The sequence below is a fragment of the Rhodococcus sp. DK176 genome (genome assembly GCF_038447315.2).
GTDB lineage: Bacteria > Actinomycetota > Actinomycetes > Mycobacteriales > Mycobacteriaceae > Rhodococcus_F > Rhodococcus_F jostii_A.
The window spans coordinates 7,783,054-7,798,405 of sequence record NZ_CP118321.2; the positions used below are offsets into that span (position 1 = coordinate 7,783,054).

The 15,352-nt window shown below is 69.6% G+C and carries 13 protein-coding genes; 2 read left to right on the forward strand and 11 right to left on the reverse strand.

The genetic code is table 11. The features are described 5' to 3' along the window. Positions 1-172 precede the first annotated feature (172 nt). The 5 genes from pgl to tkt are packed head-to-tail and all read right to left on the reverse strand — an operon-like array spanning position 173 to position 6,608. Positions 173-916: a 6-phosphogluconolactonase gene (gene pgl, locus PSR88_RS36320; protein WP_016880332.1), complete on the reverse strand. Its 744-nt coding sequence runs from the start codon at positions 914-916 to the stop codon at positions 173-175. Further along, positions 909-1,820, reverse strand: a complete 912-nt coding sequence (gene opcA, locus PSR88_RS36325) for a glucose-6-phosphate dehydrogenase assembly protein OpcA (RefSeq protein ID WP_016880333.1) — start codon at positions 1,818-1,820, stop codon at positions 909-911. The genes pgl and opcA overlap by 8 nt, the downstream gene beginning before the upstream one ends. Then, positions 1,821-3,365 carry a glucose-6-phosphate dehydrogenase gene (gene zwf, locus PSR88_RS36330; RefSeq protein WP_016880334.1) on the reverse strand — a complete coding sequence of 515 codons (1,545 nt, stop codon included), beginning with the start codon at positions 3,363-3,365 and terminating at the stop codon, positions 1,821-1,823. A gap of 3 nt (positions 3,366-3,368) precedes the next feature. Then, entirely contained in the window at positions 3,369-4,493 is a 1,125-nt protein-coding gene (tal, locus tag PSR88_RS36335; protein ID WP_011598880.1) for a transaldolase, read from the reverse strand. Between the two features lie 6 nt (positions 4,494-4,499). Then, the gene (gene tkt / locus PSR88_RS36340) at positions 4,500-6,608 is read right to left on the reverse strand and encodes a transketolase (protein ID WP_011598881.1); all 2,109 of its coding nucleotides are present in this window, start codon (positions 6,606-6,608) and stop codon (positions 4,500-4,502) included. A gap of 216 nt (positions 6,609-6,824) precedes the next feature. On the opposite strand from tkt, the gene PSR88_RS36345 reads away from it, so the two are divergent. Next, a complete protein-coding gene (locus PSR88_RS36345) occupies positions 6,825-7,808 on the forward strand; it encodes a heme o synthase (RefSeq protein ID WP_009480452.1) in 984 nt (327 codons plus the stop codon). Between the two features lie 109 nt (positions 7,809-7,917). Here the strand turns inward: PSR88_RS36345 and PSR88_RS36350 are convergent, their stop codons facing one another. Further along, a complete protein-coding gene (locus PSR88_RS36350; protein ID WP_011598882.1) occupies positions 7,918-8,883 on the reverse strand; it encodes a quinone oxidoreductase family protein in 966 nt (321 codons plus the stop codon). A gap of 80 nt (positions 8,884-8,963) precedes the next feature. Between PSR88_RS36350 and PSR88_RS36355 the strand changes: the two genes are divergently transcribed. After that, the gene (locus tag PSR88_RS36355; RefSeq protein ID WP_016880338.1) at positions 8,964-9,329 is read left to right on the forward strand and encodes a hypothetical protein; all 366 of its coding nucleotides are present in this window, start codon (positions 8,964-8,966) and stop codon (positions 9,327-9,329) included. Here PSR88_RS36355 and PSR88_RS36360 read toward each other — a convergent pair. The 5 genes from PSR88_RS36360 to mptB form a co-directional block, all read right to left on the reverse strand. Further along, positions 9,326-10,288 (reverse strand): COX15/CtaA family protein, encoded by a 963-nt coding sequence (locus PSR88_RS36360; protein ID WP_011598884.1) that lies wholly within the window; start codon positions 10,286-10,288, stop codon positions 9,326-9,328. The two genes, PSR88_RS36355 and PSR88_RS36360, sit on opposite strands and share 4 nt — an antisense overlap. A gap of 69 nt (positions 10,289-10,357) precedes the next feature. Next, positions 10,358-11,803, reverse strand: a complete 1,446-nt coding sequence (locus tag PSR88_RS36365; RefSeq protein WP_016880339.1) for a hypothetical protein — start codon at positions 11,801-11,803, stop codon at positions 10,358-10,360. Continuing rightward, positions 11,800-12,600 carry an ABC transporter permease gene (locus PSR88_RS36370; protein WP_011598886.1) on the reverse strand — a complete coding sequence of 267 codons (801 nt, stop codon included), beginning with the start codon at positions 12,598-12,600 and terminating at the stop codon, positions 11,800-11,802. The genes PSR88_RS36365 and PSR88_RS36370 overlap by 4 nt, the downstream gene beginning before the upstream one ends. Further along, positions 12,597-13,541 (reverse strand): ABC transporter ATP-binding protein, encoded by a 945-nt coding sequence (locus PSR88_RS36375; protein WP_011598887.1) that lies wholly within the window; start codon positions 13,539-13,541, stop codon positions 12,597-12,599. Before PSR88_RS36375 ends, PSR88_RS36370 begins: the two co-directional genes overlap by 4 nt. Before the next feature lie 6 nt (positions 13,542-13,547). Continuing rightward, positions 13,548-15,332 (reverse strand): polyprenol phosphomannose-dependent alpha 1,6 mannosyltransferase MptB, encoded by a 1,785-nt coding sequence (mptB, locus tag PSR88_RS36380; RefSeq protein ID WP_011598888.1) that lies wholly within the window; start codon positions 15,330-15,332, stop codon positions 13,548-13,550. Between the last annotated feature and the right edge of the window lie 20 nt (positions 15,333-15,352).

The following is a 15,352-nucleotide window of genomic DNA, read 5'->3' on the forward strand; positions in this document are numbered from 1 at the left end:
CGGACCATTGGCGCGGGGGAATCGGACGGCGGGGGACGAGCACGGCAAGCCCTCGTCGTGCCGGTCGGATCGTCACCGAATGCCGGGTCACCCGGTCACCGGTCGAGCGGGACCCTCGGTCGCCCGCCGGGCTACCGGCGGACGACGACGAGGACCCCGTCGGATGAGAGCGTCAGTTCGGCAGCCGGGACGCGGCCGACGTGTCGAGCAGCCACCGGGTCGCCGACAGCCCGCGGGCCCCGGACGCCGGGATCTCGACGGGGGGAGAGCCCGCGATGGCGGCGGCCACGGCCTCGGCCTTCGCGTCACCCGACACGACCAGCCACACCTCGTCGGCGTGCCGGACGGCGGGCAGGGTCAGCGTGACCCGCACCGGCGGCGGCTTGGGGGAGTCCGTCACCGCGACCACGAACCGGTGCTCCTCGCGTACCGCGTCGGTGTCGGGGAACAGCGAATTGACGTGTCCCTCACCGCCCATGCCGAGCAGGTGGACATCGAACACCGGGACCTGCTTGCCTCCGGCGTGCGCCCCGAGTACCTGCGCGTACGCGACGGCGGCCGCCTCCGGATCGTTCTCGTAGATGCCGTCCGCGACGGGCATGGTGTGCACCCGGTCGGGATCGACGTCGACGTGGTCGAGCAGCGCGGCCCGCGCCTGCACGTCGTTGCGTTCCGGGTCGCCGGCCGGCAGGAACCGCTCGTCACCCCAGAAGATGTCGATCGCACGCCAGTCGATGTCGCCCGGGTTCTCCCGGACCTTCTCGAGCAGGCCGATCCCGGTGCCGCCGCCGGTGAGGACCACCGACGCCGTGCCGCGGTCCTTCTGGGCGGCGACGACGGTGTCGACGAACCGCGCCGCGGCCTTCGTCACCAGCGTGTCGGTGTCGGGGTGGACCTCTACGTGGATGTCACTCATACGTCACCTTCGTCAGCCCGGCGAGTGCGGTCTCGTAGACCTCGTCGGGGTCGAGTCTGCGTAGTTCTTCGGCCAGGCACTCGCTCGTTTCCCGCCTGCGGAGCGCGACCCGCGCATCGGGCTTGCCGGTGCGGGACAGCGTCGCCGTGGTACCCGTCTGGGGGCGGCTGATGGTCAACGCACCACCGTCGGCGAAGTTGATCTCCACGAACAACGGGCCGACCCGCCGGGTGACCGGGACGTCGACGCGGCTCGCCAACCACCCCGCGATCATGTCGACGGCGGGCTCGTCCACCAGTCCGGACACCACCGCCGACGTGATCGGCGAGTGTGGCGGCTGGTCGACGGCCGAGGTCAGGAGCGCACGCCAGTAGGTGATGCGGCTCCAGGCCAGGTCCGAGTCACCGGACGAGTACGACGTCAGGCGGCTCTTGATCTCCGCAGCCGGATCCGCGCGATCGGTCGCGTCGGTGATCCGCCGGATCGCGAGCTTGCCCACCGGATCCTCGGCGGGAACCTCCGGGGCGGTCTCCGGCCACCACACGACAACGGGAGTGTCTGGGAGGAGGAACGGCACCACCACGCTGCTCTCGTGGTCGGCGAGTTCGCCGAAGAGGCGCAGCACGACGACCTCCGACGCGCCGGCGTCGCCGCCGACGCGGATCTGCGCATCCAGGCGGGGTTCCGCGTCACGGGACCCCCAGGCGACGACGATGACGCGGCACGGATGCTCCCGGCTCGCCTCGTTGGCGGCGTCGATGATGTCCTCCGAGTACTCACTGTCGCGGGTGCACACCACCAGCGTGAGTACTCGTCCCAGGGTCACCGCGCCGCCCGTCTTGCGCAGCTCCACCAGTTTCTTGTTGACCTGTCCGGTGGTGGTCGCGGGAATGTCGGTGATCATCTACGGCCTTCTCCATTCGCGACCGGTGCGGTGCATCATTTCGTCTGCCGACGGCGGGCCCCACGTGCCGGCCTCGTACGGTTCCGGCCTGCCGTCCGCGGCCCAGTGCTCGAGCACGGGGTCGAGGATTTCCCAGGACAGTTCCACCTCGGCGTTCACGGGGAACAGCGAGGGCTCACCGAGGAGCACGTCGAGGATGAGGCGCTCGTACGCCTCGGGCGACGACTCCGTGAACGCCTGACCGTAGCTGAAGTCCATGTTGACGTCGCGGACTTCCATGCTCGACCCCGGGACCTTGGACCCGAACCGCATGGTCACACCCTCGTCCGGCTGCACCCGGATGACGAGGGCGTTCTGCCCCAGTTCCTCGGTCATGGTCTGATCGAACGGCAGATGCGGTGCGCGCTTGAAGATCACGGCGATCTCGGTGACCCGACGGCCGAGCCGCTTCCCGGTGCGGAGGTAGAACGGCACCCCCGCCCAGCGGCGGGTGTCGACCTCGAGGGTGATGGCCGCGAACGTTTCCGTGGTGGAGTCCTTCGAGAACCCTTCCTCCTCCAGCAGTCCGACCACCCGGGTACCGCCCTGCCAGCCGCCCGCGTACTGGCCGCGCGCGGTGGTCTCGTCGAGCGGCTGGGCGAGCCTGGTGGCGGAGAGCACCTTGATCTTCTCCGCCTGCAACTCGGACGGTTCGAAGCTGATCGGCTCCTCCATCGCGGTGAACGCGAGGAGTTGCAGCAGGTGATTCTGGATGACGTCGCGCGCCGCCCCGATGCCGTCGTAGTACCCGGCGCGTCCACCGAGACCGATGTCCTCGGCCATGGTGATCTGGACGTGATCCACGTAGTGGGCGTTCCAGATCGGATCGAACAACTGGTTCGCGAAGCGCAACGCCAGGATGTTCTGGACGGTTTCCTTGCCGAGGTAGTGGTCGATCCGGAAGACCGTGTCCTCAGGGAAGACCTCGTTCACGACCGCGTTGAGCTCACGTGCACTCTCGAGGTCGTGACCGAACGGCTTCTCGATGACTACCCGACGCCACTGGTCGTCGTTCGACTGCGCGAGACCGGCCTCGGACAGCTGCTTCAGGACGACCGGGAACGCGTCCGGCGGAATCGCGAGATAGAACCCGTGATTGCCGCCGGTCCCGCGTTCGCGTTCCAGTGTCCCGAGAGTGTGGGCCAGTTCCTGGAAGGCCGCCGGGTCGTCGAAGCTGCCCTTGACGAAACGCAGGCCCTCCGACAGTCGCTCCCAGACGTCCTCCCGGAACGGGGTGCGGGAATGGTCGCGGACGGCATCGTGGACGATCTTGCCGAAGTCCTCGTCCGACCAATCCCTGCGGGCGAACCCGACGAGAGCGAACCCGGGCGGCAGAAGACCACGATTGGCCAGATCGTAGATGGCGGGCATCAACTTGCGCCGGGCCAGGTCGCCGGTGACACCGAAGATCACCAGCGCACACGGCCCGGCGATGCGTGGTAGGCGCTTGTCCCTACCGTCGCGGAGTGGATTGACCCAATCGTCTGACGCTGCGGGTTCGCTCACGTATCAGCTCTTCTGCCCTGCTGCGCGCAGCTGCTCCGCGGTGGCCTCCAGAAGCTCGGTCCAGGACACCTCGAACTTGTCCACACCCTCGTCCTCGAGGACCTTGAACACGTCTGTGAGATCGATGCCGACGGCGCTGAGCTTGTCGAACACCTCCTGCGACTCGACCGCGGTGCCGGAGACGGTGTCGCCGACGACCTCACCGTGATCGGCGAACGCGTCGAGAGTCTTCTCGGGCATCGTGTTCACTGTGTTCGGAGCCACCAGTTCGGAGACGTACAGGGTGTCGGGGTAGTCGGGGTTCTTGACTCCGGTCGACGCCCAGAGCGCGCGCTGCGGGCGCGCACCGTCCGGCAGCAGACCCTGGAACCGCGGCTGCACCTCGAAGACCTGCTGGTACGCGGCGTACGCGAGGCGGGCGTTGGCGAGCGCCGCCTTGCCGCGCAGCGCAAGCGCCTCAGGGGTGCCGATCTTGTCGAGCCGCTTGTCGATCTCCGTGTCGACGCGGGAGACGAAGAACGAGGCCACCGAGTGGATGCGGGACAGGTCGTGACCGGCCGCCTTCGCGGCCTCGAGGCCGTCCAGGTAGGCGCCCATGACGAGCTCGTAGCGCTCCACGGAGAAGATCAGCGTGACGTTGACGCTGATGCCCTCACCGAGCACCTTGGCGATGGCCGGGATACCGGCCTCGGTGGCCGGGATCTTGATGAACAGGTTGGGGCGGTCGACGATCTTCCACAGTTCGACGGCCTGCGCGACCGTCTTGTCGGCGTCGTGCGCGAGGCGCGGGTCGACCTCGATGGACACCCGGCCGTCGACGCCGTGGCTCGCCTCGAACTGCGGGGCGAGGACGTCGCAGGCGGCGCGCACGTCGTCGGTGGTCACCGTGCGGATGGTGGCCTCGACGTCGGCACCGCGCTCGGCGAGCTCCCGGACCTGTGCGTCGTAGACGTGGCCCTTGCTGAGTGCGGCCTGGAAGATCGACGGGTTGGTGGTGACACCGACGACGCTCTTGGTCGCGATGAGCTCGGCGAGGTTGCCGGACTCGATGCGGTCACGGGAGAGGTCGTCGAGCCACACCGACACGCCTGCTTCGGAGAGCTTCTGGAGGTTGGGGTTCTGAGTCATGGCGGTCTATCCCTTCACGCGTGCGAGCGAGCGCTGTGCGGCGGCGGTGACGGCTTCGGCGGTGAAACCGAACTCGCGGAACAGGGTCTTGTAGTCGGCGGACGCGCCGAAGTGCTCGATGGACACGATTTCGCCCGCGTCGCCGACGAAGCGGTACCAGGGCATGGAGATGCCGGCTTCGACGGAGACCCGCGCCTTGACCGTCGGGGGGAGGACGCCGTCGCGGTAGGCCTGGTCCTGGGCGTCGAACCATTCGACGCAGGGCATGGACACGACCCGGGTGGGGATGCCGTCGGCCTCGAGGGTCTCGCGGGCGGCCACGGCGAGCTGCAGCTCGGACCCGGTGCCGATGAGCACGACCTCCGGTGCGCCGGTGGAGGCGTCGGCGAGGACGTAGCCGCCGCGGGAGACACCCTCGTAGCTGGTGCCCTCGAGGACGGGCAGGTCCTGGCGGGTCAGGGCGAGGCCGGCGGGAGCGCGGGTGGCCTCGTCGGCGCCCTTCTCGAGGACGGCGCGCCAGGCGTGGGCGGTCTCGTTGGCGTCGCCGGGCCGCACGACGTACAGGCCGGGGATCGCGCGCAGCGCGGCGAGGTGTTCGATCGGTTGGTGGGTGGGCCCGTCCTCACCGAGTCCGATGGAGTCGTGCGTCCACACGTAGGTGACCGGGGTCTTCATGATCGCGGCGAGCCGCACGGCGGGACGCATGTAGTCGCTGAAGACGAGGAAGGTGCCACCGTAGGGGCGGGTCGGTCCGTGCAGCGCAATGCCGTTGAGGATAGAGCCCATGGCGTGTTCGCGGACCCCGAAGTGCAGGGTGCGGCCGTAGGGCTGGGCCGTCCACATCCGGGTGGAGATGGCTTCGGGACCGAACGAGTCGGCGCCCTTGATGGTGGTGTTGTTGCTCTCGGCGAGGTCGGCGGAGCCGCCCCACAGTTCGGGGAGCACCGGCCCGACGGCGTTGAGAACGGCGGCGGATGCCTTGCGGGTCGCGACGCCCTTGGGATCCGGCTCCCAGGTGGGGAGGACGTCGGCCCAGCCGGCGGGAAGGTCGCGGCCGATCAGACGGTCGAGGAGCTTCTTGCCCTCGGGGGCGCGCTGCGTCCACTCGTCGTACTGGGCCTGCCATTGCTTGTGTGCCTGCGCGCCGCGCTCGACGACCTTGCGGGTGTGGGCGATGACCTCGTCGGCGACCTCGAACGTCTTGTCCGGATCGAAGCCGAGAGCCTTCTTCACGGCCGCGACCTCGTCGGCACCGAGGGCGGCGCCGTGCGCCGCGCCCGTGTTCATCTTGGTCGGTGCGGGGAAGCCGATGATGGTGCGGAGCAGGATCAGCGACGGCTTGTCGGTGACCTCGCGGGCCTTGTTCAGGGCCTCTTCGATGGCGACGACGTTCTCGCCGCCCTCGACGATCTGCACGTGCCAGCCGTACGCCTCGTAGCGGGCGGCGGTGTCCTCGGACAGCGCGATCGCGGTGTCGTCCTCGATGGAGATCTTGTTGTCGTCGTAGATCAGCGTCAGGTTGCCGAGCTGCTGGACGCCGGCGATGGAGGAGGCCTCGGAGGTGACGCCCTCCTCGATGTCCCCGTCGGAGGCGATGACGTAGATGTGGTGGTCGAACGGGCTGTCGCCGAGCGCGGGCTCGGGGTCGAAGAGGCCGCGCTCACGGCGGGCGGCCATGGCCATGCCCACGGCGGAGGCGAGGCCCTGACCGAGCGGTCCGGTGGTGATCTCGACGCCGCGGGTGTGGCCGTGTTCGGGGTGGCCGGGGGTCTTCGAGCCCCAGGTGCGCAATGCTTCCAGGTCGTCGAGTTCGAGCCCGTAGCCGGCGAGGTACAGCTGGATGTAGAGGGTGAGGCTGGAGTGCCCGCAGGACAGCACGAACCGGTCGCGGCCGATCCAGTCGGCGTCGGTGGGGTCGTGGCGCATGACGCGCTGGAAGAGGGTGTAGGCGAGGGGCGCGAGGCTCATGGCCGTGCCGGGGTGGCCGTTGCCGACCTTCTGCACCGCGTCCGCGGCGAGCACCCGGATGGTGTCGACGGCCTTGGTGTCCAGTTCGGTCCAGTCGGCGGGGTGAACCGGTTGCGTGAGGACGTGGATGTCGTCTGTGATCGACACGGGCAGAAGTCTCCTGACATGGGTGAACGTGGAGCCTGAGGATGCGTGGGCCTCTTGTGCGACTCCAGCCTAGTGTGCGGTCGTATCCGGGTCGATTCGGTTCGCGCATTACGGCGGTCTACCATCGTTTGTAGTAGACGGCCGGCGGTCGCGAAGGACTTCGGGAGCAGGCGCCGGCATTCGGATATGGAATTACGCGTGGTGCGAGGAGAGAACGTGCGGACAGGGCATCAGCCGAGCGGACACGGCTTCGGCAGCCCCAGCCCCGCCCCCCGCGCGACCGACACCGGTACGGTGCTGGGTCGCGTCACGGGCAAGGTCCTGGCCTACATCGCATTGACCAAGCCGCGGGTGATCGAGCTGCTGCTGGTTGCCACGATCCCCGCGATGCTGCTGGCGGATCGCGGCAACGTCGACATCGCCCTGATCCTCAGCACGCTGTTCGGCGGATGGATGGGTGCGGCGAGTGCGAACTCGCTCAACTGCGTCGTCGACGCCGACATCGACAAGGTCATGAAGCGCACCGCCCGCCGGCCGCTGGCCCGCGACGCGGTCCCGACGTCCCACGCGTTCGTGTTCGGCATGACGCTCGGTGTCGCGTCGTTCCTGTGGCTGTGGTGGCGGGCCAACCTGCTCGCCGGCTGCCTGGTCGTCCTGACCATCGCGTTCTACGTGCTCGTGTACACGATGGTCCTCAAACGCCGGACATGGCAGAACGTGGTCTGGGGCGGCGCCGCCGGCTGCATGCCCGTCATGGTCGGCTGGTCGGCGGTCACCGGGTCGCTGAGCTGGCAGCCCATCGTGCTGTTCCTGGTCATCTTCTTCTGGACGCCGCCGCACACGTGGGCCCTCGCCATGCGGTACAAGGAGGACTACAAGGCGGCCGGTGTCCCGATGCTGCCGGTGATCGCCACCGAGGAGCACGTCACCAAGCAGATCCTGCTGTACAGCTGGGCGATGGTGATCACGTCGCTCACGCTCGTCCCGGCCGCGGGTGTCGTCTATGCCGCCGTGACCCTCGTCGCGGGCGCCTGGTTCCTGCTGATGGCCCATCAGCTGTACCGCAGCGTCCGAGGCGGAGCGGCCGTGAAACCGCTCCGCCTGTTCCTGCAGTCCAACAACTATCTGGCTGTCGTCTTCGTCGGTCTCGCCGTCGACTCGGTGCTGGGACTGCAGACCGTCGGCAGCCTGCTGAGCTGACGCTCCGTGTCAGGGCCTGAGTTGACGCTCCGCGTCAGGGCCTGAGTTGACGCTCCGCGTCAGGGCCTGACTCGACGCTCCGCGTCAGGGCCTGACTCGACGCTCCGCGTCAGGGCACCAGCACGATCGATCCCGTCGTCGCACGCGCCTCCAGGTCGCGGTGCGCCTCCTCGGCCCGCGCGAGCGGGTACTCCGCGCCCACCCGGACCGTCAGCGAACCGTCGGCGAGGGCGGAGAACACGTCTCCGGCCCGCCACGTCAGTTCCTCACGGTTTCGGATGTAGTGCGCGAGGGTCGGCCGGGTGAGGAACAGCGAACCGGCCGGGTTCAGCCGTTGCGGATCGAACGGCGGCACCGGGCCACTGGCCGCACCGAACAACGCGACCGTCCCCCGGATCCGTACCGACGCGAGACTGGCCTCGAACGTGGACGCTCCGACCCCGTCGTAGGCGGCTGCGACCCCGTCGCCGTCCGTCAGTTCACGCACCCGGGCGGCGATGTCGTCGTCGTATCGCAGCACCTCGTAGGCGCCGGCGTCACGGGACAGTTGTTCCTTGGCGTCGGAGGACACGGTGGTGATCACCCGCGCGCCCAGCGTGGTCGCCATCTGGGTCAGCAGCAGACCGACTCCGCCCGCTCCGGCGTGGACGAGGACGGTGTCGCCGGACCGGATCGGGTAGGTGGAGTGGGCCAGGTAGTGGGCCGTCATTCCCTGCAGCAGAGCGGAAGCGGCCTGCGGGGCGGGCACGGAGTCCGGGACCGCGATTGCGACCGCCGCGGGGACGACCACCTTCTCGGCGTAACTGCCGGGGCCGGAGCACCAGGCCACCCGGTCACCGGGAGCGATACCGGTCACGTCGCCGCCGACGGCCTCCACGACACCGGAGCCCTCGTCTCCGGGAACGTAGGGCAACGGCCGTGGGTACAGCCCAGTCCGGAAGTAGGTGTCGATGAAGTTGATGCCGATCGCGTCGGTGCGAACCAGAAGATCCGTCGCCCCGATCCGGGGTTCGGGAACCTCTGCCGGTTCGAGGACGTCGGGACCACCGAGACGGGAAACCTGTATAGCGCGCATGGTTTCAGTTCTACACGGCGCGGGCCGCCGTACGGAGCCTGGCGGACACGATGCCGCTACCGCCCAGTATTCTCGGGGTCATGAGTACCGACACCCATGCCGAACAGGCGCCCGCGAGCCCGGCGCCCTCGCTGCCGTCCCACACGGTCGACGCGATCAAAAAGTTCGTGGCCGAGCACGGCGGTTCCGCCAGTGCCGTCATCCAGCCGATCGGACTCGCCGGCGTCCGCATCACGCTCGTCGGCGCCGACGGCATCCTCGGCGACCAGGTGGTCAAGGATCTCGCCACCGCGAACGCCGTCGTCGCATCCTTCGACGACGTCACCGTCTCGGAGTGGGACCGCGCGATCACCAGCATCGTCACGCCCCGCAAGGGTCACTTCCAGAAGATGGCCGGCTGGGTCGCGCGGCAGACGCGGTTCCCGAAGGCACGCAACGAGCGCTAGACGCTCGCGGTGTCCGGCTGCGTGACGTACTCGCGGGTGCGTCCCGCAGCCCACACCGCCGCGGTGGCCGCGGTGCACAACCCGGCACCCGCGACGTGGAATGCCACCAGGGCCGCGGGAACGTTCGTGAAGAACTGGACGAGTCCGATCAGCGCCTGCGCCACCACCAGTGCGAGCAGAACCTGCACGCGGATCTTCACCGCGCGGGTGGCGCCCACGGCGTACAGGCCGAAGCACAGGCCGACCAGCAACGCCAGGTAGCCCACCAGCAGTTGGGCATGCAGGTGCACGAGCGTGACGATCTCCACCTCGAGGCGCGGAACCACGCGGTCGAGACTCTTGTCTCCCGCGTGCGGTCCGGCGCCCGTGACCAGCGTTCCGGCGGCGAGCACCCCGGCCAGAGCGACACCCGACAGCGCGGTGAGCCATCGCAGCGGGGCAGGGATCACGTCGATTGCCGGTGCATCGTCGGGTTCGCAGATCTTCGCGTACATCACGGTCGCAAGCCACACCATCGCCATCGACGCGAGCAGGTGCACCGCCACCGTCCACCACAGCAGTCCGGTCAGCACCGTGACACCGCCGATCACGGCCTGCACGACGGTGCCGAGAGGCATCATCCACGCGTAGACGAGGACCTCTCGACGACGGCGGGCGCGGGTGACCGCGAGAACGATCAGAGCCGCGGCCACGACGACGACGAACGTGAGCAACCGGTTGCCGAACTCGACCGCCTGATGGACGACGGCGACCTCGCCGTGCCCGACCGGCACGAAACTGCCGGGGAAGCACTGCGGCCAGGTGGGGCACCCGAGGCCGGACGCGGTCACCCGCACGACGGCCCCGGTGACGGCGATACCGCCCTGCGTGAGGATCACCGCGAACGCGATGACACGCTGCACGGTCAGCGACGGAAGGGGAAGACGGTCTACCAGGCTCAGAAACCCGCGATACAGCACGACGTCGATGGTAGAGGGCCGTCAACTACAGCGTGTCGTTGGGCCGGTGGCGACGCGTTCGACTCCGTGCTACTCACCGCGAATACGCAGGATGCCGGTCACCGTGCCCTGCCAGAAGTCGCCGGTGTCGGTGACGAGTCCGGACATCTGCAGGGTGTCGTTGACCGCGGTGCCGGGGAGTGGGCTGGTGTGCTCGACCGAACCGTCCGCCGGATCGATCACCGCGAACGAGAAGCCGTCCAGGGGCGTCGTGACGTCGAACCCGTGACGGATCACGGTGTACAGGAGCCCGTCGCCGGTCGAGAGATGGGGCACCGCCGCGCTGCGGACGTCGTTGCTCCACACCTGGTGGCAGCCGATCGGGTCGATGTCGACACGGGTCATGCCGCCGGTGAACGGGGCGTTCGTCGGCACCGCCGGGCCCGCGCCGTCCGGAACCGCGGGATACGGGTAGCCGTACGTCCCCGCGACGTACACCGAATTGGCGATGCCGATCGGGGAGTTCTCGCTGCCGCCCGGGCTGCCGAGCACCGGGACGGAGCAGATCTCGTCACCGGAATCGGCGCGGAAGACCCGAAGACTCACCTCCGGGTCGGCGTTGTCGACGATCGCTACGAAATCGCTGCCGGTCGACGGTCCGAAGTAGGTGGGGGTGGACCCGGTGCCGTGGCTGAGTTGCCCCGGCTTACGGTCCGGACCGCGGTCGTAGTCACGCCGCCAGTCCACACGCACCGCGCCGTCGCGGAGCGTGAACTGGTACAGGGCATGCGTCGTCGCGACCGCGGTGCCGGCGGGCGAGGTGGAGATGCTGTTCTGGACCTGTTCGCCCGCGGCCAACGGCAGAGCATGCGCGACGCCGGCGCGATCCACGGCTCCGACGACGCCGCCACCCGTGGCGAACCAGACGTTGCCCTGCCAGTCCGGCGTCAGCCCGGTCACGTTGTCGCCCGCCGGAACACTGCCGGACAGGTCGACGCGCGAGTCGACGGTGATCCGCCAGCGGCCTTCGGGATCCTGCGAATGTCCGAGGCGCAGTAGCTGACGGTTGCCGTCCACCACGACCAGCCGGTTGTCGTTGTCGAGGAACGCGTACACGCCGCCCAGGAGGCTGCCCTTCGCCAGCGCGAACGTGGCGAGCGAGTTGCCGAACGGGGCGGCGGGGGCGGCGGGGTCGATGAGGTGAACGGTGGGGACCTGGCCGGCCACGGTTGTGCACAAGGCGACGACGAGCCGGTCGGAACCCTGCAGGAGGGTGGGGCACGCCGAGACCAGCGGGTATGCGGACAGGGTGAACGGGCCGGTGCCGGGACCGGGCAGCGGAGTCACGTCGGTGGATCCCGCGTCGCCGTGCATCGTGGACGTGCCCGCGGGTCCGAGGAACGGGTTCGGCGCGGCGGGCGGACCCCACTGCGGTGCGGCGCCCGCGGGCAGGGTGCCGCAGCCGAGGACGGCGAGCAGGACTGCCAGAACGGTGCCGGCGCTGCGGGCGCGCCGGGCTGCAGGTCGGCGGATCACGTGAATCGGAACGTCCGGGCCGCCAGGGCTCCCGCGGCCGCACCCCAGACGACGAGGACGACGACGCTGAGCAGATCCACCGACCCCGACAGTGCGGCGTCGAGCGCGTGCGCGAGCGCACCGGACGGGATCAGCCGGGCCCCGGTGTGGAGGAGCCAGGGCAGCTCGCCGGTGGCGAACACCACGCTGCCGACGCCGACCATCACGAACCACAGGATGTTGGCCAGGGCGAGGACGATGTCGGCGCGGAGGGTGCCGCCGAGCAGCAGTCCCATCGCCGCGAACGTCACGGTGCCGAGGGCGATGATTACGGCGCCGAGAACCAGTCCCCACGCACTCGGACGCCAGCCGAGCGCCAGTCCGATCGCACCGAGGAGCACCGACTGCAGGGCGACGACGATGACCACGGCGGCGCTCTTCCCGGCGATGATCCCCCACCTCGGCAGGGGGGTGGCGCCGAGTCGCTTGAGGGCCCCGTACCGGCGGTCGAAGCCGACCGCGATGGCCTGGCCGGTGAACGCGGTGGACATCACCGCCACCATCATGACGGCGGGCACGACCTTGTCGACCCGCGACGTTCCGAGGTCGCCGATGGGCAGCAGGCACAGGCCGATGAGCAGTGTGATCGGGATGAACATGGTCAGCAGCAGCTGTTCGCCGTTGCGTAGGAGCAGTTTGAGTTCGAGCGCGGTCTGCGCCCGCAGCATGACCGCCGCGCCACTCGGTCGGGGGTCGGGTGCGAACGTGCCCGGGGCGAAACGATTCTCCGTCAGACGGTCACTGGTGCTCATCGTCATCCCCTCAGTTCCCGGCCGGTGAGTTCGAGGAAGACGTCCTCGAGGCTGCGCTGGTCGACGCGGATATCGCTGATCAGGGCGTCCAGATCGGCACACCACGACGCGACCGACGCCACCACCTTCGGATCGATCGGCCCTTCGACGAGGTAGGTGCCCGGTCCGGATTCGGCCACCCGGAAACCGTCGGGGAGGGCTTTGGCGAGGGGCTCGGTGTCCAGACCGGCGGGCGCGCTGAGCCGCAACTGGCCCTCGGCGCCGCGGCTGGTGACCTCGGCGGGCGTGCCTGCCGCGACGATCGACCCGTGGTCGATGATGACGAGCCGGTCCGCGAGTTCCTCGGCCTCGTCCATCAGGTGCGTCGTCAGCAGCACACTGACGCCGTCGCGGCGCAGGGCGTCGATCAGTTCCCACACGAGCAGGCGGGCCTGGGCGTCGAGTCCGGCGGTGGGTTCGTCGAGGAAGACCAATTCCGGCCTGCCGACCAGCGCGCAGGCCAGGGACAGGCGCTGCTGCTGCCCGCCCGACAGCCTGCGGTAGGGGGTGCGACGGGAATCCTCGAGTCCGAGGCTGCGCAGCAACCAGTCCGGGTCGAGGGGGTCGGCCGAGTAGGCCGCGACGAGGTCGAGCATCTCTCCGGCGCGGGAACCGGGGTAGGCGCCGCCGCCCTGGAGCATCACACCGATCCGGGCCCGGACGGCGCCGGCCTCCGCGACGGGGTCGAGTCCGAGGACGCGGACGGTGCCGCTGTCCGGCCGGACGAAGCCCTCACACATTTCGACGGTGGTGGTCTTACCCGCGCCGTTCGGACCGAGCAACGCGACCACCTGTGCAGGTTCGACGGTGAGATCGAGTCCGTCGACGGCCCTCACACCGTCGAAGGTCTTCACCACGCCTTCCAGGCGTACAGCAGGTTGCGCCGATCCGGGCGTTCGCGAGGTCACGGGGAATCAGCGTAAGCCCTGGCCTGGTGTGACCCGGCCGGTGCCCCGGCTTTCCGCGTCGGCGTCGTCCCGGGGCGGATCCGGGGTTTCCGGCACGGTCGGCTGCTGCTCCGAACCGACCCGCCACGGCAGCCGGTTGCGGGTGATCACGATCAGCGTTCCGGCCGTGAAGATGGTGGCGATGGCGGCCTGCACGATGACGAACGGCTGGTACTCGCCGCCGTTCGGCATCAGGATGACGCTGACGATGGACGAGAAGACGATGGCGGGGACACGGAAGGCGGGTGCCGTGGCCCAGGCCGCGAGCGGCAGGACCGCCCACAGCAGATACCAGGGCTGCACCACGGGGAAGAGGAGGACGACCGCGCCGAGGGACAGCCCCAGCGCGCCGACCGCGTGGATCCGGCCGACGAGCGTCGCGACGAGCATCCGCAGTGTGATGAACGCCGCAGCGACGGCCGCGATCGGCCGGGTCAGGCTCAGCACCGCCGTCGTGTGGTCGCCGAGGCCCAGCAGGACCCCGGCCAGTCCGGTGCCCAGCCCGAGGAGCGTGGGGATGGACATCCAACTGCGGACCGCGTTCGCGGTGCCGAGGGTGTGTACCCAGCCGACGCCGAGTCCGCTGGACGTGCTGATGACGAGGGTGACCACCAGGGCCACCCCGCAGAGTAGGGCGGCCGCGGTGAGCACCGCTTTCGGTGTTCCGCCCCATCTCCGGGCCAGCGCCATCCCCACGAATCCCAATGCGAGGAGGGAGGGGATCTTGATCGTCGACGACAGGGCGATGAGTGCCGCCCCCGACAGCATTAGGAGGAGGGACTGCCCGCGGATCGGCTCCGATCGTTCGACGGCCCGCAGCGCCAGCTCGATTCCGGCCAGCATGAGGCCGAGCATCAGGGCCTCGTTGTGAATTCCGGCGACCAGGTGGAACAGCAGCAGGGGGTTGGCGGCGCCCAGCCAGAGGGCGCTGACCTCGGCGACACCGCAGCGCCGCGCCAGCCGGGGGAGTGCCCACACGATCATGGCCACACCGGCGAGGGCCAGCAGCCGGTGCAGGAAAATCCCCGCGACGATGTTCTCGCCGGTCAGCCAGCTGATCCCGCGCCCCATCCAGAGGAACAGCGGCCCGTACGGCGCCGGGGTGTCGCGCCAGATCGTCGGCACGGTCCGGGTCAGGACGTGATCGACCCCGAGCGCACCGGCGGGACCGATCGCGTAGGGATCGAGCCCGCGGGCCGCGATCTCGCTCTGCGCGAGGTACGAGTACACGTCCTTGCTGAACATCGGCGGCGCGACGGACAGCGGGATGATCCACAGCAGAAGGGTGCGGTCGAGCTGGGACCGGTTGAGGCGACGCACGGCCCCGGACTGCAGGCTGCCGATCGCGAAGCGCCCGAGGAGGAGCCACGCGAGCACGATCATCACGGTGCCGGTCATGGTGAGCGTCAACGCGACGCTGGGGATCCGGGCGGGAAGCCCGATGACGCGAAGCCCCTGGACCGGGTTCTGCAGGACCGGCTGGGCGCCTGCGCCCAGCGCGCCCACCGCCATCAGGACGGCTCCGGTGGCGCCGAACCGGCGGATCCCGCGGAGCTGTGCGGTTTCCTGCTTGTTCAGCCCCGCGGTTTCCGGCTCGTCGCCGTGCAACGCGGCCGCCACCGAGGCGCGCGGGGAGCGGCCGTCGATGCCCAGCGCCCGGCGGGCGAGCTCGGCCGGATGTCGAAGAGCGGCGCGAGCCGTGAAGGTCGGCTCCGCGCGGGTCGGCTCCGGGTTCTCGGGGGTCTGCGGCACAAAGGCAGCGTAGCGGTGCG

Coding starts and splice junctions, on each gene's coding strand:
- PSR88_RS36355 (WP_016880338.1), top strand. CDS start 8,964: ATGAGTACCGACACCCATGCCGAACAGGCGCCCGCGAGCCCGGCGCCC.
- tal (WP_011598880.1), bottom strand. CDS start 4,493: ATGACTCAGAACCCCAACCTCCAGAAGCTCTCCGAAGCAGGCGTGTCG.
- opcA (WP_016880333.1), bottom strand. CDS start 1,820: ATGATCACCGACATTCCCGCGACCACCACCGGACAGGTCAACAAGAAA.
- pgl (WP_016880332.1), bottom strand. CDS start 916: ATGAGTGACATCCACGTAGAGGTCCACCCCGACACCGACACGCTGGTG.
- PSR88_RS36350 (WP_011598882.1), bottom strand. CDS start 8,883: ATGCGCGCTATACAGGTTTCCCGTCTCGGTGGTCCCGACGTCCTCGAA.
- PSR88_RS36370 (WP_011598886.1), bottom strand. CDS start 12,600: ATGACGATGAGCACCAGTGACCGTCTGACGGAGAATCGTTTCGCCCCG.